This is a genomic window from Methylorubrum rhodinum (assembly GCF_014199935.1).
GTDB lineage: Bacteria > Pseudomonadota > Alphaproteobacteria > Rhizobiales > Beijerinckiaceae > Methylobacterium > Methylobacterium rhodinum.
The window spans coordinates 1-19,009 of sequence record NZ_JACHOP010000021.1 but is presented as its reverse complement, the minus strand read 5'-3'; the positions used below and the strand labels follow the sequence as shown (position 1 = coordinate 19,009).

The 19,009-nt window shown below is 67.0% G+C and carries 25 protein-coding genes; 2 read left to right on the top strand and 23 right to left on the bottom strand.

Annotated features, from left to right (window positions below; translation table 11 throughout):
* Positions 1 to 8 precede the first annotated feature (8 nt).
* From rpsH to rplN, 5 genes are read right to left on the bottom strand one after another with little or no spacing between them, the layout of a single operon-like run.
* Positions 9 to 404 carry a 30S ribosomal protein S8 gene (rpsH, locus tag HNR00_RS19400; protein ID WP_056247430.1) on the bottom strand — a complete coding sequence of 132 codons (396 nt, stop codon included), beginning with the start codon at positions 402 to 404 and terminating at the stop codon, positions 9 to 11.
* 12 nt (positions 405 to 416) lie between these two features.
* Positions 417 to 722, bottom strand: coding sequence for a 30S ribosomal protein S14 (gene rpsN, locus HNR00_RS19395; RefSeq protein ID WP_091947089.1), 306 nt, complete (start codon positions 720 to 722; stop codon positions 417 to 419).
* A 41-nt stretch (positions 723 to 763) separates the two neighbouring features.
* Positions 764 to 1,330, bottom strand: coding sequence for a 50S ribosomal protein L5 (gene rplE / locus HNR00_RS19390; RefSeq protein WP_056247424.1), 567 nt, complete (start codon positions 1,328 to 1,330; stop codon positions 764 to 766).
* A complete protein-coding gene (rplX, locus tag HNR00_RS19385) occupies positions 1,323 to 1,637 on the bottom strand; it encodes a 50S ribosomal protein L24 (RefSeq protein WP_056247422.1) in 315 nt (104 codons plus the stop codon). The genes rplE and rplX overlap by 8 nt, the downstream gene beginning before the upstream one ends.
* Positions 1,637 to 2,005, bottom strand: coding sequence for a 50S ribosomal protein L14 (gene rplN / locus HNR00_RS19380; RefSeq protein ID WP_012253654.1), 369 nt, complete (start codon positions 2,003 to 2,005; stop codon positions 1,637 to 1,639). Before rplN ends, rplX begins: the two co-directional genes overlap by 1 nt.
* 509 nt (positions 2,006 to 2,514) lie before the next feature.
* On the opposite strand from rplN, the gene HNR00_RS19375 reads away from it, so the two are divergent.
* On the top strand, positions 2,515 to 2,787 hold the full coding sequence (locus HNR00_RS19375; RefSeq protein WP_210306569.1) for a DUF4926 domain-containing protein: 273 nt from the start codon (positions 2,515 to 2,517) through the stop codon (positions 2,785 to 2,787).
* Positions 2,784 to 3,149 carry a DUF6883 domain-containing protein gene (locus HNR00_RS19370; RefSeq protein ID WP_183572078.1) on the top strand — a complete coding sequence of 122 codons (366 nt, stop codon included), beginning with the start codon at positions 2,784 to 2,786 and terminating at the stop codon, positions 3,147 to 3,149. Before HNR00_RS19375 ends, HNR00_RS19370 begins: the two co-directional genes overlap by 4 nt.
* A 120-nt stretch (positions 3,150 to 3,269) precedes the next feature.
* Here HNR00_RS19370 and rpsQ read toward each other — a convergent pair whose 3' ends face one another.
* The 18 genes from rpsQ to HNR00_RS19280 all read right to left on the bottom strand — a co-directional run bounded on the left by rpsQ (position 3,270) and on the right by HNR00_RS19280 (position 18,739).
* Positions 3,270 to 3,554 (bottom strand): 30S ribosomal protein S17, encoded by a 285-nt coding sequence (gene rpsQ / locus HNR00_RS19365; protein ID WP_056247413.1) that lies wholly within the window; start codon positions 3,552 to 3,554, stop codon positions 3,270 to 3,272.
* Positions 3,555 to 3,565: 11 nt separating this feature from the next.
* Positions 3,566 to 3,781, bottom strand: coding sequence for a 50S ribosomal protein L29 (gene rpmC / locus HNR00_RS19360; RefSeq protein ID WP_056247411.1), 216 nt, complete (start codon positions 3,779 to 3,781; stop codon positions 3,566 to 3,568).
* A gap of 12 nt (positions 3,782 to 3,793) precedes the next feature.
* On the bottom strand, positions 3,794 to 4,207 hold the full coding sequence (gene rplP, locus HNR00_RS19355) for a 50S ribosomal protein L16 (RefSeq protein ID WP_003597105.1): 414 nt from the start codon (positions 4,205 to 4,207) through the stop codon (positions 3,794 to 3,796).
* Positions 4,208 to 4,237: 30 nt separating this feature from the next.
* A complete protein-coding gene (rpsC, locus tag HNR00_RS19350) occupies positions 4,238 to 4,984 on the bottom strand; it encodes a 30S ribosomal protein S3 (protein WP_056247409.1) in 747 nt (248 codons plus the stop codon).
* A gap of 10 nt (positions 4,985 to 4,994) precedes the next feature.
* Complete coding sequence (gene rplV, locus HNR00_RS19345; RefSeq protein WP_183572076.1) at positions 4,995 to 5,378, bottom strand: 50S ribosomal protein L22; 384 nt, start codon at positions 5,376 to 5,378, stop codon at positions 4,995 to 4,997.
* Position 5,379: 1 nt separating this feature from the next.
* Positions 5,380 to 5,658, bottom strand: a complete 279-nt coding sequence (gene rpsS / locus HNR00_RS19340; protein ID WP_009865532.1) for a 30S ribosomal protein S19 — start codon at positions 5,656 to 5,658, stop codon at positions 5,380 to 5,382.
* 5 nt (positions 5,659 to 5,663) lie between these two features.
* The gene (gene rplB / locus HNR00_RS19335; RefSeq protein WP_183572074.1) at positions 5,664 to 6,500 is read right to left on the bottom strand and encodes a 50S ribosomal protein L2; all 837 of its coding nucleotides are present in this window, start codon (positions 6,498 to 6,500) and stop codon (positions 5,664 to 5,666) included.
* Between the two features lie 25 nt (positions 6,501 to 6,525).
* Positions 6,526 to 6,822 (bottom strand): 50S ribosomal protein L23, encoded by a 297-nt coding sequence (locus HNR00_RS19330; RefSeq protein WP_003597094.1) that lies wholly within the window; start codon positions 6,820 to 6,822, stop codon positions 6,526 to 6,528.
* Entirely contained in the window at positions 6,819 to 7,439 is a 621-nt protein-coding gene (gene rplD, locus HNR00_RS19325; protein ID WP_056247403.1) for a 50S ribosomal protein L4, read from the bottom strand. The genes HNR00_RS19330 and rplD overlap by 4 nt, the downstream gene beginning before the upstream one ends.
* A complete protein-coding gene (rplC, locus tag HNR00_RS19320) occupies positions 7,439 to 8,194 on the bottom strand; it encodes a 50S ribosomal protein L3 (protein WP_183572072.1) in 756 nt (251 codons plus the stop codon). Before rplC ends, rplD begins: the two co-directional genes overlap by 1 nt.
* Positions 8,195 to 8,245: 51 nt before the next feature.
* Complete coding sequence (rpsJ, locus tag HNR00_RS19315; protein WP_003597088.1) at positions 8,246 to 8,554, bottom strand: 30S ribosomal protein S10; 309 nt, start codon at positions 8,552 to 8,554, stop codon at positions 8,246 to 8,248.
* Positions 8,555 to 8,639: 85 nt separating this feature from the next.
* Positions 8,640 to 9,830: an elongation factor Tu gene (tuf, locus tag HNR00_RS19310; RefSeq protein ID WP_183572070.1), complete on the bottom strand. Its 1,191-nt coding sequence runs from the start codon at positions 9,828 to 9,830 to the stop codon at positions 8,640 to 8,642.
* A 45-nt stretch (positions 9,831 to 9,875) separates the two neighbouring features.
* Positions 9,876 to 11,951 carry an elongation factor G gene (gene fusA, locus HNR00_RS19305; protein ID WP_183572068.1) on the bottom strand — a complete coding sequence of 692 codons (2,076 nt, stop codon included), beginning with the start codon at positions 11,949 to 11,951 and terminating at the stop codon, positions 9,876 to 9,878.
* 59 nt (positions 11,952 to 12,010) lie between these two features.
* Complete coding sequence (gene rpsG / locus HNR00_RS19300; RefSeq protein ID WP_183572066.1) at positions 12,011 to 12,481, bottom strand: 30S ribosomal protein S7; 471 nt, start codon at positions 12,479 to 12,481, stop codon at positions 12,011 to 12,013.
* Between the two features lie 126 nt (positions 12,482 to 12,607).
* Positions 12,608 to 12,979 carry a 30S ribosomal protein S12 gene (gene rpsL / locus HNR00_RS19295; RefSeq protein ID WP_004447775.1) on the bottom strand — a complete coding sequence of 124 codons (372 nt, stop codon included), beginning with the start codon at positions 12,977 to 12,979 and terminating at the stop codon, positions 12,608 to 12,610.
* Between the two features lie 386 nt (positions 12,980 to 13,365).
* Positions 13,366 to 16,827, bottom strand: coding sequence for an SbcC/MukB-like Walker B domain-containing protein (locus HNR00_RS19290; protein ID WP_183572064.1), 3,462 nt, complete (start codon positions 16,825 to 16,827; stop codon positions 13,366 to 13,368).
* Between the two features lie 394 nt (positions 16,828 to 17,221).
* Positions 17,222 to 18,112, bottom strand: coding sequence for a cobalamin B12-binding domain-containing protein (locus tag HNR00_RS19285; protein ID WP_183572062.1), 891 nt, complete (start codon positions 18,110 to 18,112; stop codon positions 17,222 to 17,224).
* Between the two features lie 150 nt (positions 18,113 to 18,262).
* Positions 18,263 to 18,739, bottom strand: a complete 477-nt coding sequence (locus HNR00_RS19280) for a BLUF domain-containing protein (protein ID WP_183572060.1) — start codon at positions 18,737 to 18,739, stop codon at positions 18,263 to 18,265.
* Positions 18,740 to 19,009: the final 270 nt, after the last annotated feature.

The window sequence follows — 19,009 nt, the reverse complement described above, 5'->3', positions numbered from 1 at the left end:
CCTCCGGATCAGAACACTTTGCAGAGCACTTCACCGCCGACGTTGCGCTCGCGCGCCTCGTGGTCGGCCATGACGCCCTGCGGGGTGGAGACGATGGTGACGCCGAGACCGTCGGCGACGCGCGGCAGCTCGCCGACCGACGAGTAGACGCGGCGGCCGGGCTTCGACACGCGCTTGATCTCCCGGATGACCGGGCGACCGTCGTAGTACTTGAGCTCGATCTGGAACTCGGTGCGGCCGTTGCCGAGGTCGGACACCGCGTAGTCGCGGATGTAGCCCTCGGACTTCAGCACGTCGAGGACCGAGGCGCGCAGGCGCGAGCCGGGGGTCTGGACGACGTTGCGACGACGCGACTGGCCGTTGCGGATGCGGGTGAGCATGTCACCCACGGGATCGTTCACCATGGATGCCTCCCCTTACCAGCTGGACTTCACGAGACCCGGGATCAGACCCCGGTTGCCGAGTTCCCGCAGGGCGACGCGCGAGACGCCGAGCTTGCGGTAGTAGGCGCGCGGGCGGCCGGTCATCTCGCAGCGGTTGCGGATGCGGGTGGCCGACGAGTTGCGCGGCAGCTCGGCGAGCTTGAGGCGCGCCTCGAAGCGCTCCTCCATCTCGCGGGACTCGTCGTTGGCGATCGCGAGCAGGGCCTTGCGCTTCTCGGCGAAGCGCTTGACCAGCTCCTTGCGGTGGTTGTTCTTCTCGACTGAGCTTTTCTTAGCCATGTCTTTCTCCAGTGTCCGCGTCTAAGCGGCGTCGCCGCCGCTTACTGCCGGAACGGGAACTTGAAATGGGCGAGGAGCGCCTTGGCCTCTTCGTCCGTGGTGGCACTCGTCTGGACGACGATGTCCATGCCCCAGGTCTGCTCCGCCTTGTCGTAGGAGATCTCCGGGAACACGAGGTGCTCCTTGAGGCCCATGGCGTAGTTGCCGCGGCCGTCGAAGGAGCGCGGATTCAGGCCGCGGAAGTCGCGCACGCGCGGCAGCGCGATCGTGACCAGACGGTCCATGAACTCGTACATGCGGGCCTTGCGAAGCGTCACCTTGCAACCGATCGGCATGCCCTCGCGGACCTTGAAGGTCGCGATCGCCTTGCGGGCGCGGGTGATGACCGGCTTCTGGCCGGCGATCAGGGCGAGGTCGCCCGCCGCCACGGTGGCCTTCTTGGAATCGGCGGTGGACTCGCCGACGCCCATGTTGATGACGATCTTCTCGATCTGCGGCACCTGCATCGGGTTCTTGTACCCGAACTGCTCGATGAGCTTCTGCCGGACGACCTCGTCGTAGTGCTTGCGCAGACGCGGGACGTAGGCGTTCTTGTCGGCCTCAGCCATCGATCTGATCCCCCGTCGTCTTGGCGAAGCGGACCTTGCGGCCGTCATCGAGGATGCGGAAACCCACGCGGGTCGGCTTGCCGTTGGCGTCGGCCACCGCGATGTTCGAGAGTTGGATGGCGGCCTCCTTCGAGATGATGCCGCCCTCCTGAGTGTTGGTCTGCTTCTGGTGCTTCTTCACCAGGTTGACGCCGCGCACGAAGGCCTTGCCCTCCTTCGGCATCACCTGGATGACCTCGCCGGAGCGACCCGAGTCGCGGCCGGTGAGAACGACGACCGTGTCGCCCTTCTTGATCTTGGCGGCCATCACAGCACCTCAGGAGCGAGCGAGATGATCTTCATGTGGTTGCGGGCGCGCAGCTCGCGCGGCACCGGCCCGAAGATACGGGTGCCGACCGGCTCCTTCTGATTGTTGATCAGAACGGCGGCGTTCTTGTCGAAGCGGATGACGGAGCCGTCGGCGCGCTTCACGTCCTTGGCGGTGCGCACGACGACCGCCTTCATGACGTCGCCCTTCTTCACGCGGCCGCGCGGGATCGCCTCCTTGACGGAGACGACGATGATGTCGCCGACGCCGGCATACTTGCGCTTGGACCCGCCGAGCACCTTGATGCACATCACGCGGCGCGCACCCGAATTGTCGGCGACGTCCAGATTCGTCTGCATCTGGATCACGGGAGTGACCTTTCCTTGTTTCAGGCGGGTTTCCGCACGCGGACGGTATTGCCCGGCGGACGACGCCTGATGGGGATCTGACGTCCCCGGATGTAACGAACCGCGCCACGGCGTCGTTAAGACGCCGGCGCGGTCACCGCGTGTGCAAGGGTGCGAACACCCCGGCCGAATGTCGCGAAGACGGGCCGCTTACACCGGTCTGGGAGGGAGCGCAAGGCGGGGAGCGCAGATCACGCCGCGGTTTCGCGCGGCCTCGGGTTTTCCCGCGCGGTCATTGCGAGGCGAAGCCGAAGCAATCCAGTGCGCGAAGACCCCGGATAGAGCGAGACGACTGCAGCGGACCCGTCATCACGGAAAGTGAGGTTTTCGGCTCGTACGGAGCCATGGATTGCTTCGGCTCCGCCTCGCAATAATGGCGTGGGCCGAAGATTCGGTACGACCATTCAGAAATACGCCTCGTCGGCAGGGCACGCGTTGGCAATCCATCCCGCCGGGCGCATAGTAGCGGCATGTCCGCGCGAAGCCGCAACATCAGCCACGACGACCCATGGCCCCGGCAACGCTCGGCGCCGTCGGCGGCGTTCCGCGAACTCGACCGCGTCCGCACGCTGAAAGTCGTGTCGGGCGAGGACGGCGAGACCGTGCCCGCGGGCAGCGAGGGGACCATCGTCGCCGTGTGGAACGGCGGGGCGGCCTTCGACGTCGAGTTCGAGCGTCCGGTCGAAACCCTGGCGGCGATCGCGCCGGAGGCGTTGCAGCGCGTCGAGCCCACCGACGGGTGATCGAGCCGAACCCGATCCCTGCGCAGTATCGGGTCGAGGATGCCAAGATCCGTGCGTACTTCCTCGATCCGGATCATGGGGAAGGCGGTGCGAAATGCGCCTTTCTCGTCAGCGTCGGTTTCTCCACCGACGATCCCGAAGCCCTGAAGCAGGCGCTTCTGCTTCATCCGACGCTCGGTGACCTGACACGCAGTGTCGTCCTGCCGTTCGGGCGCCGGCTACACTTCGACGCCCCCCTCCCCTGCCCCGGCGGAGCATCCGCCAACGTTCGGACCGTCTGGCAGGTGGACCGCGACGCGGCGGCGGGCATCGCCCGATTCATCACGCTCAAGCCGCTGCCCAAGCTGCCGCCGACGAAATAGGTGCGGCTGGACCAGCACAGCGGTCCGCGCGATGTGCAATCTCGTCATTCAGTCAAAACGAAAAAGGCGGGTGCCGCAGCACCCGCCTTTCGCAACTCCGGGAAAAACCGACGAAGGCGATCAAGCCTCGACGGTGGCCTCGACGCCGGTGCCCGAGGCTTCGGCCGCGGCGGCCTGGTCCTCGACCAGCTTCCAGGTCTTGGTCTTGGAGAAGGGCCGCGACTCCTCGATGAACACCGTCTGGCCGACCTTGGCGACGTTCGCCTCGTCGTGCGCGTGGTAGTTCTTGGAGCGGCGAACCGTCTTCTTCATCACCGGATGGGTGAAGCGACGCTCCACCTTCACGACGATGGTCTTGTCGGTCTTGTCGCTGACGACGACGCCTTGCAGGACGCGCTTGGGCATGGGCTGACTCCTCAGGCCTTGGCCGCGTCGAGCGTCTTCTGACGCTGCAGCGTGCGGACACGGGCGATGTCGCGGCGGACCTCACGGACCCGGGCGACGTTTTCGAGTTGGCCCGTCGCGCCCTGGAAGCGCAGGTTGAACTGCTCCTTCTTCAGGTTGACGAGCTCGTCGGAAAGCTGATCCGCCGACAGAGCGCGCAGATCAGACAGTCTCTGTTCGGACTTCATGATCTCTTCCTATCAATCAGCGATGCGCTGGATGACGCGGGTGCGCACCGGCAGCTTCGCGGCGCCCAAGCGCAGGGCCTCGCGGGCGATGTCCTCGGCGACGCCGTCGACCTCGAACATGATGCGGCCCGGATGGACACGCGCCGCCCAGTATTCGGGGGCGCCCTTACCGGAGCCCATGCGGACCTCGGTGGGCTTGGCGGTGACGGGCAGATCCGGAAAAACCCGGATCCACACGCGGCCCTGACGCTTCATCTCGCGGGTGATCGCGCGGCGGGCCGCCTCGATCTGGCGCGCGGTGATGCGCTCGGGCTCAAGGCACTTGAGACCGAACTGGCCGAAGTTCAGCTCGAAGCCGCCCTTGGCCGCGCCGCTGATGCGCCCCTTGAACTGCTTACGGAACTTGGTCTTCTTGGGTTGCAGCATGGCAGCCTCTCAAATCCTGCGGTGGCCGGATCACGCGTTGGCGTGATCGCGGCGGCCACGGCCCCCGCGGTCGTCGCCGTCACGCTCGCGGCGCCCGCCGGAACGGCCGCCCTCTTCCTGGGCCTTCTTGTCCTGGGCCATCGGGTCGTGCTCGAGGATCTCGCCCTTGAACACCCACACCTTGATGCCGCAGGTGCCGTAGGTCGTGAAGGCCGTGGCAGTGCCGTAATCCACGTCCGCCCGCAGGGTGTGCAGCGGAACGCGGCCCTCGCGGTACCACTCGGTGCGGGCGATCTCGGCGCCGCCGAGACGGCCGGCGCAGTTGATGCGGATGCCCTCGGCACCCAGGCGCATCGCCGACTGCACGGCGCGCTTCATGGCGCGACGGAAGGCGACGCGGCGCTCGAGCTGCTGCGCGATGGACTCGGCCACCAGCACCGCATCGACCTCGGGCTTGCGCACCTCGACGATGTTGATCGTCACGTCGGCCTTGGTCATCGTGCCGACGAGCTTGCGCAGCTTCTCGATGTCCGCGCCCTTCTTGCCGATCACCACGCCCGGACGGCCCGAGTGGATGGTGACGCGGCACTTCCGGTGCGGGCGCTCGATGACGATCTTGGAGACGGCGGCCTGCTTGAGCTGCTTCATGAGGGCGGCGCGGATGGCCACGTCCTCGTGCATCAGCTTGGCGTACTCGCCCTTCTCGGCGAACCAGCGGGAATCCCAGGTCCGGTTGATGCCGAGACGCAGGCCGATCGGATTGATCTTCTGACCCATGATGGTCTCCTCAGGCCGCTTCAGCGCGCACTTCGCGAACCACGATCGTGAGGTTCGAGAAGGGCTTCAGGATGCGCGCGCCGCGACCGCGGGCACGGGCGTGGAAGCGCTTGAGCACCAGCGCCTTGCCGACGAAGGCCTGGGTCACGACGAGATCGTCCACGTCGAGGTCGTGGTTGTTCTCGGCGTTGGCGATCGCGCTCTCCAGGCACTTCTTCACATCGCGGGCGATGCGCTTGCGGGAGAATTCGAGGTCGGCCAGCGCCGACTCGACCTTCTTGCCGCGGATCAGCGCCGCCACGAGGTTGAGCTTCTGGGGCGACACGCGGAGCATCCGCGCGACGGCCTTCGCCTCGTTCTCGGGGAGCGCGCGGGGGGTGGCAGCTTTGCCCATCTCAGCGCCTCTTCGCCTTCTTGTCGGCCGCGTGACCGGGGAAGGTACGGGTCGGCGAGAACTCGCCGAACTTGTGACCGACCATCTCCTCGGTGACGTAGACCGGGATATGCTTGTGTCCGTTGTGCACCCCGAAGGTGATGCCGACGAACTGCGGGAGGATCGTGGAGCGGCGGCTCCAGATCTTGACGACCTCGTTGCGGCTGGAGCCGCGGGCGGCGTCGGCCTTCTTGAGGAGGTAGCCGTCGACGAACGGCCCTTTCCAGAGGGAACGTGCCATGGTGGTTACTTCTTGCGGTTATGGCGGCTGGACAGGATGAAGGCGTCGGTCCGCTTGTTGGACCGGGTCTTCTTCCCCTTGGTGGGCACGCCCCAGGGCGTGACCGGGTTCCGGCCGCCCGAGGTGCGACCCTCGCCGCCGCCGTGCGGGTGGTCGACCGGGTTCATCGCGACGCCGCGGTTGTGCGGGCGTTTTCCCAGCCAGCGGTTGCGGCCGGCCTTGCCGAGCGAGATGTTCATGTGGTCCGGGTTCGACACCGCACCCACGCTCGCGAAGCACTGGCCGTGCACGAGGCGCTGCTCGCCCGAGTTCAGGCGCAGCGTCACGTAGCCCTGGTCGCGGCCGACGATCTGGGCGTAGTTGCCCGCGGAGCGGGCGATGGCGCCGCCCTTGCCGATCTTCAGCTCGACATTGTGGACGATGGTGCCCACCGGCATCGAGCCGATCGGGCCGGCATTGCCCGGCTTGATGTCGACGCTCTCGCCGGCCACCACCTTGTCGCCCGGCGAGAGGCGCTGCGGAGCCAGGATGTAGCTCTGCTTGCCCTCGGGGAAGGTGATGAGCGCGATGAAGGCGGTGCGGTTCGGATCGTACTCGATCCGCTCCACGGTCGCCGTCACGTTGAGGTTCTCGCGACGCTTGAAGTCGACGTTGCGCAGGACCCGCTTGTGACCGCCGCCGCGGAAGCGGACGGTGATGCGACCCAGGTTGTTGCGGCCGCCCGAGGAGCTCTTGCCCTCGGTCAGCGCCTTGACCGGCTTGCCCTTGTAGAGCTCACGGCGGTCGACGAGCACGAGCTGGCGGAGGCTCGGCGTGACCGGTTTGAATGTCTTCAAGGCCATCGGCTTGATCCTAACGCTTCTCGTCTCAGAGGCCGGTCGTGACGTCGATCGTATCGCCCTCGGCGAGGGTGACGATCGCCTTCTTCACGTCCGAACGCTGCCCGCGCTGCCCGCGGAAGAACTTCTTCTTGCCCTTGGTCGTGAGCGTGTTCACGCCCGTGACCTTGACGTCGAACAGACGCTCGACCGCTTCCTTGATCTGCGGCTTGGTGGCCTTCGGGGCGACCCGGAAGACGACCTTGTTCTGCTCGGTGAGGTTGGTCGCCTTCTCGGTGATGACCGGGGAGACGATGATGTCGTAGTGGCGCGGATCGGCACTCATTTGAAACGCTCCTCCAGCGCATCGACGGCCGCGCGCGTCAGGACGAGCGTGTCGCGGCGCAGGATGTCGTAGACGTTGATGCCCTGGACCGGCAGCACGTCGATCTTGGCGACCGAGCGGGCGGCGCGGCCGAAGTTCTCGTCGACCTCCGGGCCGCCGATGATCAGCGCGCTCGACCAGCCGAGCTTGCCCAGACGCTCGACCATCGCCTTGGTCTTGTGGTTCTCGACCTTGAGGTCGTCCACGACGATCAGGGTCGAGGTCTTGGCCTTCGACGACAGGGCGTGCTTGAGGGCGAGCGCCCGGACCTTCTTGGGAAGGTCGTGGGCGTGGTCGCGCACCACCGGACCGAAGGCCCGGCCGCCGCCGCGGAACTGCGGGGCGGAAGCCGCGCCGTGACGGGCGTTGCCGGTGCCCTTCTGCTTATAGAGCTTCTTCGAGGTGCGATCGACGTCCGAGCGGTTCTTGACCGCGTGGGTGCCGGCGCGCCGCTTGGCGAGCTGGTAGCGCACCATCCGGTGCAGGATGTCGGCGCGCGGCTCCAGGCCGTAGATCGCCTCGTTCAGCTCGACCGAGCCGGCGGAGCCGCCGTCGAGCGTGGTGACATCGAGTTTCATCACGCGTTATCCTCGGTTGCCGGAGCCTCGGGAGCCGCCTCGGTCTGCGAAGAACCGTCGGACGAACCGTTGGCGGAGCCGTTCTCACGGAACTTGCCCGGCAGCGGCACCTCGGCGGGCAGCTTGCGCTTGACCGCGTCGCGAACCTGGATCCAGCCGCCGGCGACGCCGGGGACGGCGCCCTCGACGAGGATCAGGCCGCGCTCCGGATCGGTGCGCACGACCTTGAGGTTCTGCGTGGTGACACGCTCGACGCCCATGTGGCCCGGCATCTTCTTGTTCTTGAAGGTCTTGCCCGGATCCTGGCGGCCACCGGTCGAACCGATCGAGCGGTGGGAGACCGACACGCCGTGGGTGGCGCGCAGGCCGCCGAAATTCCAGCGCTTCATGCCGCCGGCGAAGCCTTTACCCGAACTGGTGCCCGTCACGTCGACGAACTGGCCCGGGATGAAGTGGTCGGCGGTGATCTCGGCACCCACCGGGATCAGCGCGTCCTCGGACACGCGGAACTCGGCGAGCTTCTTCTTGGGCTCGACCTTGGCGACCGCGAAGCGGCCGCGCTCGGCCTGCGACACGTTCTTCACCTTGGCCTTGCCGACACCGAGCTGGAGGGCGACGTAGCCGTCCTTGTCGGTGGTGCGGTGTGCCACGACTTGGCACTGATCGATCTGGAGCACGGTCACCGGGACATGCTCGCCTGCGTCCGTGAAGACGCGGGTCATGCCGACCTTCCGTGCGATGACGCCTGAGCGCATAGGTCACTCTCCTCGCGCGATGAAACGGTAAGCTCTAAATCCAGCGCGGACTTAGAGCTTGATCTCCACGTCCACGCCAGCGGCGAGGTCGAGCTTCATCAGCGCGTCCACGGTCTGCGGCGTCGGGTCGACGATATCCAGCACCCGCTTGTGCGTGCGCATCTCGAACTGCTCGCGCGACTTCTTGTCGATGTGGGGCGAGCGGTTGACCGTGAACTTCTCGATATGGGTCGGCAGCGGGATCGGGCCCCGGATCTGCGCCCCGGTGCGACGCGCCGTGGAGACGATCTCCTTGGTCGACGCGTCGAGGATGCGATGATCGAACGCCTTGAGGCGAATGCGGATGTTCTGACCGTTCATGACCTGACCTCGGCGGAAACGTTGGAAGGGCGGGCGCGAGGGCCCGCCCCTCTTGGCGTCCCCTGTCGATGATGCTTGGGGGCTGTTAGTCGTTGATGGCGGCGACGACGCCGGCACCGACGGTGCGGCCGCCCTCGCGGATGGCGAAGCGCAGCTTCTCTTCCATGGCCACCGGCACGATCAGCACCACGTCCATCGTCACGTTGTCGCCCGGCATCACCATCTCGGTGCCCTCCGGCAGCGTGCAGATGCCGGTCACGTCCGTGGTGCGGAAGTAGAACTGCGGGCGGTAGTTGGTGAAGAACGGCGTGTGGCGGCCGCCCTCCTCCTTGGTCAGGATGTAGGCCTCGGCCTTGAACTTGGCGTGCGGCTTCACCGAACCCGGCTTGCACACGACCTGGCCGCGCTCCACGTCCTCGCGCTTGGTGCCGCGCAGCAGCACGCCGACGTTGTCGCCCGCCTGACCCTGGTCGAGCAGCTTGCGGAACATCTCGACGCCCGTGACCGTCGTGGTCTGGGTGTCGCGGATGCCGACGATCTCCACCGACTCGCCGACCTTGACGATGCCGCGCTCGACGCGACCCGTCACCACCGTACCGCGGCCCGAGATCGAGAACACGTCCTCGATCGGCATCAGGAACGGCATGTCGATCGGACGCTCCGGCTGCGGGATGTACTCGTCGACCGTCTTCATCAGCGCGAGAACGGCGTCGTGGCCGATCGCCTTGTCGCCGTTGTCGAGGGCGACCTTGGCCGAGCCCTTGGTGATCGGGATGTCGTCGCCGGGGAAGTCGTACTTCGACAGGAGCTCGCGCACCTCCATCTCGACGAGCTCGAGGAGCTCCTCGTCGTCGACGAGATCGACCTTGTTGAGGAACACGACGAGCGCCGGCACGCCGACCTGACGGGCGAGCAGGATGTGCTCGCGGGTCTGCGGCATCGGGCCGTCGGCCGCCGACACGACGAGGATCGCGCCGTCCATCTGCGCGGCGCCGGTGATCATGTTCTTCACGTAGTCGGCGTGGCCGGGGCAGTCGACGTGGGCGTAGTGGCGGTTGGTGGTCTCGTACTCGACGTGGGCGGTCGAGATCGTGATGCCGCGGGCCTTCTCCTCGGGGGCCTTGTCGATCTGGTCGTAGGCCGTGAAGGTCGCGCCACCGGACTCCGCCAGCACCTTCGTGATCGCCGCGGTCAGCGAGGTCTTGCCGTGATCGACGTGGCCGATCGTGCCGATGTTGCAGTGCGGCTTGTTACGGGAGAACTTTTCCTTGCCCATCAGAGGCTCCTCAAGTCGAATTAGGTTACGGAGGAAGAAGTGCGATTAAGCGTACTTGGCAATGACCTTGTCGGCCTCGCCGCGCGGCACTTCCTCATAGTGATCGAACTGCATCGTGAAGTTGGCGCGCCCCTGGGAGAAGGAGCGCAGCTGGTTCACGTAGCCGAACATGTTGGCCAGCGGCACCATCGCGTTGATGACGTTGGCGTTGCCGCGCATGTCCTGGCCCTGGATCTGGCCGCGGCGGGAGTTCAGGTCGCCGATGACCGAGCCGGTGTACTCTTCCGGCGAGACGACCTCGACCTTCATGACCGGCTCGAGCAGGACCGAGCCGCCCTTCTGCAGCGCCTCGCGGAAGGCGGCGCGGGAGGCGATCTCGAAGGCGAGCGCCGAGGAATCGACGTCGTGGTAGGCGCCGTCGATCAGCTCGACCTTCACGTCCACGACGGGGAAGCCGGCGAGCACGCCCGCGCCGAGGACCGAGTTGAGGCCCTTCTCGACGCCGGGGATGTACTCCTTCGGCACCGCGCCGCCGACGATCTTCGACTCGAAGGCGAAGCCGGCGCCCGGCTCGTTGGGCTCGACCACGAACTTCACCCGGGCGAACTGACCGGTGCCGCCGGTCTGCTTCTTGTGAGTGTAGTCGATCTCCTGACGTCGGGTCAGCTTCTCGCGGTACGCCACCTGCGGCTGGCCGATGTTGGCGTCGACCTTGTAGGTGCGGCGCAGGATGTCGACCTTGATGTCGAGGTGCAGCTCGCCCATCCCGCGCAGGATGGTCTGGCCGGATTCCTGATCGGTCGAGACGCGGAAGGACGGATCCTCGGCGGCGAGCTTCGACAGCGCGATGCCGAGCTTCTCCTGGTCGGCCTTCGACTTCGGCTCGACGGCGATCTCGATGACGGGCTCCGGGAACTCCATCTTCTCGAGGATGACGGCGTCCTTCGGGTCGCACAGCGTGTCGCCGGTGCGGGTGTCCTTGAGGCCGGCCAGAGCGACGATGTCGCCGGCGAAGGCTTCCTTGACGTCCTCGCGGTTGTTGGCGTGCATCAGGAGCATGCGGCCGACGCGCTCCTTCTTGTCGCGCGACGAGTTGATGACGTTGGCGCCCGACTCGACCTTGCCCGAATACACGCGGCAGAAGGTGATCGTGCCGACGTGGGGATCATCCATGATCTTGAAGGCGAGCATGGAGAAGGGATCGCTGTCGAGCGGATGCCGGACGGTCTCTTCCTCGGTCTTGAAGTCGATGCCCTTGATCTCGCCGCGGTCGGCCGGCGACGGCAGGTAGTCGACGACGGCGTCGAGGAGCGGCTGGACGCCCTTGTTCTTGAAGGCCGAGCCGCAGAGCACCGGGTGGAAGGCGCGCAGCTGCACGGCGCGGCGCACGAGCTTGCGCAGCGTCTCCTCGTCCGGCTCCTGACCGTCGAGGTAGGCGGTCATGGCGTCGTCGTCGAGCTCGACGCAGGCCTCGATCATCTTGGTGCGGTATTCGGCGGCCTGATCGGCGAGATCGGCCGGAATCGCCTCCTCGGTGAAGTTGGCGCCGAGCGCCTCGCCCGACCACACGATCGCCTTCATCTTGATGAGGTCGATCACGCCCTTGAAGCTCGACTCCGCGCCGATCGGCAGCTGGAGGCAGACCGGCTTGCCGGCGACGCGGCCGATGATGTCGGCGACGCACTTGAAGAAGTCGGCGCCGATCTTGTCCATCTTGTTGACGAACACGACGCGCGGCACGTCGTACTTGTCGGCCTGACGCCACACGGTCTCGGTCTGCGGCTCGACGCCCTGGTTGCCGTCGAGCACGCACACGGCGCCGTCGAGCACGCGCAGGCTCCGCTCCACCTCGATGGTGAAGTCGACGTGGCCGGGGGTGTCGATGATGTTCAGGCGCTTCTCGCGCCAGAAGCAGGTCGTCGCCGCCGACGTGATGGTGATGCCGCGCTCCTGCTCCTGCTCCATCCAGTCCATCGTGGCGGCGCCCTCGTGGACTTCGCCGATCTTGTGGGACTTTCCGGTGTAGTAGAGGATCCGCTCGGTCGTCGTGGTCTTGCCGGCATCGATGTGGGCCATGATGCCGAAGTTGCGGTAGTCCTCGATCGCGTGCGTGCGGGGCATCGGGGTCTCTCCGGGAGAAGGGCGGACGAGGCGCGCCGCGGTCGGCGCGCCCTTCGGAATTACCAGCGGTAGTGCGAGAAGGCGCGGTTGGCCTCGGCCATCCGGTGGGTGTCTTCGCGCTTCTTGACGGCGTTGCCGCGGTTGTTGGCGGCGTCGAGCAGCTCGGCCGAGAGGCGCTCGATCATGGTGCGGTCGTTGCGGCCCCGTGCCGCCTGGATCAGCCAGCGGATGGCCAGAGCCTGGCGGCGCTCGGTGCGGACCTCGACCGGGACCTGATAGGTCGCGCCGCCGACGCGGCGGGAGCGGACCTCGATCGCGGGCGCCACGTTGTCGAGCGCGGCGCGGAACACCTCGATCGGGTTGGCGCGGGCGCGGTTCTCGACGATGTCGAAGGCGCCGTAGACGATCCGCTCGGCGGTCGACTTCTTGCCCTCGTACATGATCGAATTCATGAACTTGGTCAGGACGACATCGCCGTACTTCGGGTCCGGGATGATCTCGCGCTTCTCGGCAGAGTGACGACGGGACATTTTTGGGACTCTTCTCGAAAATTGAACTAAGCGCCTCGCGCAGGCCGCCTTGAGCTGATCGCCGGCGACATCCTTACGAGGCCGTGGAAAGCCTTCAGTCCGAAAAGATTACTTCGGACGCAGTTCTTACTTCGGACGCTTGGCGCCGTACTTCGAGCGGCGCTGCTTGCGGTTCTTGACGCCCTGCGTGTCGAGCACGCCGCGCAGGATGTGGTAGCGCACGCCCGGAAGATCCTTCACGCGGCCGCCGCGGATCATCACCACGGAGTGCTCCTGAAGGTTGTGGCCCTCGCCGGGGATGTAGCCGATCACCTCGAAGCCGTTGGTCAGGCGCACCTTGGCGACCTTACGAAGCGCCGAGTTCGGCTTCTTCGGGGTCGTGGTGTAGACGCGGGTGCAGACGCCGCGCTTCTGCGGGCAGGCGTTGAGCGCCGGCACCTTGTTGCGCGCCTTCTGCGCCTTGCGCGGCTGGGCGATCAGCTGGTTGATCGTCGGCATCCTGTGCCCTCTTCATCCGGCCGCACCGGGCGGCCAAAGTCTGAACTCGATGCCCCTCGCGGGGCGCCCGTACCGCGGGCGAGCCCGCGGCAAAACGAATAGCGCCAGAGGCCGGCAAGGGCCTTTGGCGATGGTGAGGCAGAGGATCACGCCGTGACGACGCGTTCGTACCCGCTGATCTGACGAAGTCGCCAGGATATGGTGCCGGTATCGGTCTGACGACGGTCGCCGAAGTCCGTGACTTCGACCCGAAAGCGACTCTCGATCCACCGGAGTGGCGCGCTTCTAGACGGGGGGCTCCGGGGCGTCAATGCCCGCGGGGCATAAAGTTCGATGAAGACGCGGCCCGATTTGCCGCCAAGCTCGCGCTTTTTGCCGAAACTCTTCTACTCCGCGGCGTCGGAGACGCGGAACGCCTCGATTCCCTGTCGTTCGGGATTGATCGCGGCCAGAGCGCGCTTCGCCGTCTCCAGCGGATGCTCCGATTCGATTCGCACCGAGGTCAGGTCCGGGCTCTTGTAGACGGTGACGACCGTGTCCATCACCTCGGTGAGCGTGGTGCGCTTGTCCTCGGGCGCGGCGATGAGCAGCTGCAGGCCCCAGCCGCCGAACAGATCGACCAGCGACTGGCTGTTGCGCACGTCGAGCTTGGAGAAGGCCTCGTCCAGGAGGCACAGGCCCAATCCGGGCGCGTCCTCGCCGGGGCGGTCGCCGGGATAGTAGGCCGAGGCCATGGAGGCGGCGATCGCCACGTAGAACGGCGCCTGCGCCTCGCCGCCCGATCCGCGCAGCGCCCGGCTCGACAGGGTGGTGCGGTTGCCCGCCCGGTCGCGCATGCCGATCTCGTAGACGAAATAGTTGCGGTAGTCGGCGAGCCGCGCGGCGTTCTCCTCGCCCTCGATCAGCGCGGTGATCTCGGCCAGCGCCGCCGCGAGATGACCGCCCTCCGGCGAGGTGTCGTCGCCCCCCGGCAGCACCGCCTGGGCGGCGTCGGGCGAGCGGGCGACCTCGGTGGCGAGCTGATGCACGGCGGCGTAGCGGCGGTCCACCGCCGCCTCGAAGGCGTAGGTCTGGCCGGTGAAGGTCTGGGACGAAAGCCGTTCGTTGAGGGCATCGAGGCGCGCCTGCATCCGCTCGAACTTGTCGGCCAAGCGCGTCAGCAGATCCTCGGTCATGAGGCGGCGCATCTCGGCTTCCGCCCGGAGCGACTGGTCGCGATAGCGGCGCAGCTCGTGGCCGGCCACCTCGTCGCGGGCGCGCACCGCCCAGGCATAGCCGAACGAGGCCGGCGTCTCGCCCGAACCCAGCGGGTTCTCGACGCGCCACGCGGCGCAGTATTCGGCGAGATCGCGCTCGGCGGCGCGGCCCTGGTGGCGGGCGGTCTCGGTCGCCTCGCGGGCGGCGTTGCGGGCCTGCGACGCGAGGGAGGCCAGCGCCTTGGCGTCGAGGTCGGCCCGGTCGGCGCGCGCGCCCGCGAACACGCCGGGCGCGTCGGCGGGTGCCGGGCCGGCGAGACGGATGCGCACCGTGTCGCCCGACGACCAGCGCTTGACCGCCGCGCGATAGGCGGAGAGCGCCGTGCGGGCGGCCTCGCGGCCTTGAGCCAGCCGCGCCTTCAGCCCGGCCTCCTCGGCCAGCAGCGCGTCGCGCTTGGGCTCCAGCACCTGCACCAGTTCGGTGAGGTAGGCCGAGCGTTCTTTTGCGAGCTCCTTCAGCTCCGCCTCGATCGTGCCGTTGTCGGCCTTGGCGACCGCTTCCTGCTCGGTCGTCAGCGTGCGGCGGCGGCCCTCAATGGCATCGGCCTCGGCCCGGAGCGCGGCCACGTCCACGGGGGTCTCGGCGAGCCGCGTGCGCAGTTGCGCGGCGATGCGGGCGGCCTCGCGCATCACGTTGGCTTCGGAGCGGAGCGCCTTCGCCTCGATCTCCGCGTCTTCCAGGCGGCGGCGGGTGTCCAGGGTCGGCCCGCGCTGGCCGCGGGTCATCATCAGCGGGACAGGCCGCACCACCGAATAGGCCATGCCGGACGTCGAGCGCCCGCTCGGGGCCACCGCCCGGCCCATCCGACTGAGCGCGGCGTCGTCCGGCGCGAGGTCGTAGCCGCCGAGGCGCGCCGCGAGGAACGCCTCGGCATGCGGGCTGTCGGTCTCGATCAGGCCCATCGGCCCGTCGTCGATGCGCCGCGCTGCGCGGCGCGACGTGTCGGTGGTCTTCACCAGCAGGCAGCGGAAGAACTGGTTCTTTTTCGCGTCGAGCAGCGCGAAGGCGCGGTCGAGGCGGTCAGGCTCGACGACCAGCGCTTCGCGGGCACGGCCCAAAAGACCTTCGAGGGCCGGGCCCCATTTGGGATCGACGATCTCGGCGAGTTCGCAGACCGGCACCGCCTCGATCCCGAGCCGGCCCAGTTCGTCGCGGAACGCTTCCGTATCGGCCGAGAGCCGAGCGGCGCTGGTGCGGCCGGCCTGGACTTGCCCTGAGAGGCTGCGCACCTCGTTCTCGCGCTCGCGCGCCCGGTAGCCGAGGTCCTCCGATGCACTCTCCAGCGAGAGCGTCACGTCGGGCATCTGCGCGAGCGCGTCGAGGAGGCCGGCTAGGGGACCGCCAGTCCGAAGAATTTCGTCCGGCGGGGCCTCGCGGCGCAGCCCCGAGCGGGCGCAGGCCTCGACAATGCGGACCGCGTCGGGGGCGACCTTGCGGAGCGTCGCGCTGACGCTCGCCAGCCGCCCGGCCTCCTGCACGAGGCCGACCACGTTCCCGAGCCGCACGGTCAGGTCGCGCCGGTCGCGGGCCAGCATGGCGAGCCCGGCATTGGAGGCGGCGAGCCGCGCCTCCGCCGCGCTGCCCGACAGCATCGCCTTGCGGGCGGCGATCTCGGCATCGATCTCGCGCACGAAGCCCTGGCTCGTCGCCACGCTCTCGCGGGCGATGCGCAGGCGCTCGGTCACGTCCGTCAGGGCCGCGCGGGTGCCGGCCCAGTCGAGGACGCGGCGGCGGAGATCCGCACCGGCCGCGCGCAGGTCGTCGAGGGCGGCATTGAGGCTTGCCCGCGCCCATTCCTCGTAGCGCCCGCACAGGCGGGTGAGGTGGGAAAGCCGCTTCTCCAGCTCCTCGATGGTCTCCAGCAGCCGCCGCCACGTCTCGATCGACTGGCGGATGCGGGCGACATCGAGCGGCTCGGGCTCCAGCACGAAGGAGCGCACGAAGGCGCTGGTGTCGAAGATCGGCTTGAACGCGACCGCGTTGGAGAAGGTGCGCAGGAACTGGCGCGGATCGGGCACCGGCGCGCCCTCGCGCAGCGTCGCCAGCACGGCCGCCGTGAAGCGCTCGCCGGAAGTGCGGTATTCCTCGAAGCTCTCGGAGCGGCGGCGCAGGTCGGCAGCGATCTCAGGCCATGGGGCGACGAAGCTGCCCTGGGTCGTCTCGCGCACGTAATCGGCGATCTCGAAGCGGTGGCCGACCGCGACGAAGCGCGAGAGCGTCTCCTCCTTGGGCTCCTCGGCCCGCGCAGCGAGCGCCAGCCCCACGGTGACGATGCGCCCGCTGCCGGCATGCTCGAAAACGAGGGCGATGACGGTCTCGCAGGCCTCGCGGGTGGGGCGCCCGCCCTCGGCCGGGTCGCTGATCCAGCCGAGGCAGTAATCGCGCACGGTGCGGGCGGAGCGGCCCGAGGCGGAGGCGTTGAGCGCGAGCCGGCTGGCATTGTTGCCGGCCAGCACCGTGCCGACCGCATCGAAGATCGTGGACTTGCCGGCGCCCGTGGGACCGACGAGCGCCGCCGCGCCCCGAATCCGGATCTGCTCGCGCCGGATGAGGTACCAGTTCGAGATCGCGATGTCGGTCAGGCGATACAAGGCGGAGCCGCCGCGTCCCGATGTTCCAATCGAGCGGGGGGAATGGACGCTGCGACCCCAGTGCGCAAGGGCGTGCGGGGTCGGGCAGGGCTGCGGATCGGGAGCGATGCCGAGCCTATGAGTTCGCCCCGTTTCCCCGCCGCCGGTTCGGGAACGCGGCGTGGGGCCTGGAATCCACCGATGATGCGGGGCGCCAGGCGGCGCCGAGGACCGTGAGGAATTAGGGATTCTTTTTTAAGCGCCTGAATGACGGGGTTGTGCTGCCGATGGTCCGCCAGCGTAAAAATCCGATAAACTTGAACCTGGGAAGAGCTGCTTTCGACACATGGCTGCTCCCTCAGACGTCCGCTTTGGGGCAAGCCAGTTCTTGATGGCCGGCGTCGACAAGCCGCTCTCAGGAGCGAGCGGCTTGCGTGAAGGATAGCAATCGCTGAGCAAGCAGGACGGCCGTCGGCGCATCGACGGCCGAGGCGTCTGCTCCGACTTGCCTGACGAATTCCGGATGCTCCAGGAAAACCGGCCCGCCGACCATGACGCCGATGGAGGGGTTGCAGGAGGCTCGACGCACGGCACAGATCGAGGCGGCCAACTGATTGAGGTGCGACTCACGGCTGAGGGTCAGACCCACAACGCCAAACCATTTCGATCCGACCAGTTCGGCAATTTGCTCGGCGTTACAGGCGAGACCGCTCACCACGTTCCAACCGGCCTTGCGCAGGAACTGCTCGACGATCGCCATACCAAACGTGTGTTGCTCACCCGGTGCCCCCATCAGAAGGACGCGGCGCTTCTCGTCAAACGGCGCGATATTCCCGTCCGTGCGGAACATGGACAGGAGGAACTGCAGTCGGGCGAGGCCTGCCGTCACCTCGATGAAGTCGCATAGATCCTCGTCCCATAGGCGTCCCAGCAAAGCCGCGGAGGGCGCAAGCAGGTCGAGAAACAGATCATCGACTGAATAGCCCTTCTCCATCAGGGCCTTGAACGCAGCGACGAGGGCAGCGACATCCTGCTCGAGAACGAGGTCGGTGAATTCTGCGACCACCTCCGTGTCGAGCTTGGGCAGGGTGCCGGGCTTTGCTTGTACCGGTACCTCCGATCGTTCCAGCAGCATCAAGCGCGGGATGATTTGGTCTTGGATCACACGACCGAGAGCTATGGTACGCTCGCGCGCTTCTTGAGCAGATCGTCGCTGTGCATAAGCCTCCCGAGCTTCGGCAACTTCAGCAATCTCGGCCGTTAGGAAGTCGGCCCAGACATGGTGGGATGGCCCAAGATCCAGCATAGCCCCTCCAACTATCCAGGGTTGAACCCCTGCTGGTCTTCTGGCCTTCTAGTGAGACCATGTCGAGGGTGTAAAAAACCCTCAAACGCCCGCGATGTCAAAGCGGGTTTTTCTCGGCGTCACAAAATCCAGTCTGATCAGTAAAATTTCTCAGATTTGTCTGAGCGCATGCAGCGAACCTGCATCAAGCTGCTTAAGGATGCGCCTCAGTGCAGCAACGCTGGTCTTGTTATCTGTGCTTTCAAGTGCGTCCTGTAGCACTAGGCGGATATCCTCGGCTTCAACTTTCTCCATGTCCCAATTTGGATAGAGACGCTCTCGCTTTTCCTCGCTCTGATCCAGTGAGACGATATCGTAATGGCGCGGATCGTCATACAGGCTCGCAATCAGCTTCTGCATCGGGGCAGCCGGCCCCTCTATCCACTGGAAGAAGACGCCACTGCCGAAAACCAGCACCCCGGTGATGCCGCACGCGAGATTGCGGCGCTGAGCCGACTCGACGATACGGCCGACCTCGGTGTCATCGACGCCGTCGGAAGCTCGGCTGCAGTAGACGAAATGTTGAAGCGCGGGCAGCCCGGCTTCACCCAGCTCAGCGCCGCGCGGAATGCCGTATTCGTCGAACATGGGTGGGCTCGCTCCGTTTGCGCCAAGCCGGCGGTGCCGCCCAGCGCGTGATCGGCAGGATAGCGCAATTGTGCGGATTTGGGATTGAATACAGCCCTCACGCCGTCAGGCGGACACCGAAGGTGCTTCTGGCGCGAAGCCGCCTTTCGGCGAACGGACGTCGAACAGCAGCTTACCACCGAGGCTGTGTGAGAACGCGGTTGGGTGTTTCGGCGCGGATTATGACGGGGTGCGAGGTGCCGCGTGCCCTCACGCCCGCAGGGCGGTGAG

Excerpts from the sequence above, each read along its gene's own strand:
- rpsH (WP_056247430.1), bottom strand. The coding sequence starts at position 404 with ATGGTGAACGATCCCGTGGGTGACATGCTCACCCGCATCCGCAACGGC.
- rpsN (WP_091947089.1), bottom strand. The coding sequence starts at position 722 with ATGGCTAAGAAAAGCTCAGTCGAGAAGAACAACCACCGCAAGGAGCTG.
- rplE (WP_056247424.1), bottom strand. The coding sequence starts at position 1,330 with ATGGCTGAGGCCGACAAGAACGCCTACGTCCCGCGTCTGCGCAAGCAC.
- rplX (WP_056247422.1), bottom strand. The coding sequence starts at position 1,637 with ATGGCCGCCAAGATCAAGAAGGGCGACACGGTCGTCGTTCTCACCGGC.
- HNR00_RS19375 (WP_210306569.1), top strand. The coding sequence starts at position 2,515 with ATGTCCGCGCGAAGCCGCAACATCAGCCACGACGACCCATGGCCCCGG.
- rpsQ (WP_056247413.1), bottom strand. The coding sequence starts at position 3,554 with ATGCCCAAGCGCGTCCTGCAAGGCGTCGTCGTCAGCGACAAGACCGAC.
- rpmC (WP_056247411.1), bottom strand. The coding sequence starts at position 3,781 with ATGAAGTCCGAACAGAGACTGTCTGATCTGCGCGCTCTGTCGGCGGAT.
- rplP (WP_003597105.1), bottom strand. The coding sequence starts at position 4,207 with ATGCTGCAACCCAAGAAGACCAAGTTCCGTAAGCAGTTCAAGGGGCGC.
- rpsC (WP_056247409.1), bottom strand. The coding sequence starts at position 4,984 with ATGGGTCAGAAGATCAATCCGATCGGCCTGCGTCTCGGCATCAACCGG.
- rplV (WP_183572076.1), bottom strand. The coding sequence starts at position 5,378 with ATGGGCAAAGCTGCCACCCCCCGCGCGCTCCCCGAGAACGAGGCGAAG.
- rpsS (WP_009865532.1), bottom strand. The coding sequence starts at position 5,658 with ATGGCACGTTCCCTCTGGAAAGGGCCGTTCGTCGACGGCTACCTCCTC.
- rplB (WP_183572074.1), bottom strand. The coding sequence starts at position 6,500 with ATGGCCTTGAAGACATTCAAACCGGTCACGCCGAGCCTCCGCCAGCTC.
- HNR00_RS19330 (WP_003597094.1), bottom strand. The coding sequence starts at position 6,822 with ATGAGTGCCGATCCGCGCCACTACGACATCATCGTCTCCCCGGTCATC.
- rplD (WP_056247403.1), bottom strand. The coding sequence starts at position 7,439 with ATGAAACTCGATGTCACCACGCTCGACGGCGGCTCCGCCGGCTCGGTC.
- rplC (WP_183572072.1), bottom strand. The coding sequence starts at position 8,194 with ATGCGCTCAGGCGTCATCGCACGGAAGGTCGGCATGACCCGCGTCTTC.
- rpsJ (WP_003597088.1), bottom strand. The coding sequence starts at position 8,554 with ATGAACGGTCAGAACATCCGCATTCGCCTCAAGGCGTTCGATCATCGC.
- tuf (WP_183572070.1), bottom strand. The coding sequence starts at position 9,830 with ATGGGCAAGGAAAAGTTCTCCCGTAACAAGCCGCACTGCAACATCGGC.
- fusA (WP_183572068.1), bottom strand. The coding sequence starts at position 11,951 with ATGCCCCGCACGCACGCGATCGAGGACTACCGCAACTTCGGCATCATG.
- rpsG (WP_183572066.1), bottom strand. The coding sequence starts at position 12,481 with ATGTCCCGTCGTCACTCTGCCGAGAAGCGCGAGATCATCCCGGACCCG.
- rpsL (WP_004447775.1), bottom strand. The coding sequence starts at position 12,979 with ATGCCGACGATCAACCAGCTGATCGCCCAGCCGCGCAAGGCGCAGAAG.
- HNR00_RS19285 (WP_183572062.1), bottom strand. The coding sequence starts at position 18,112 with ATGCTGGATCTTGGGCCATCCCACCATGTCTGGGCCGACTTCCTAACG.
- HNR00_RS19280 (WP_183572060.1), bottom strand. The coding sequence starts at position 18,739 with ATGTTCGACGAATACGGCATTCCGCGCGGCGCTGAGCTGGGTGAAGCC.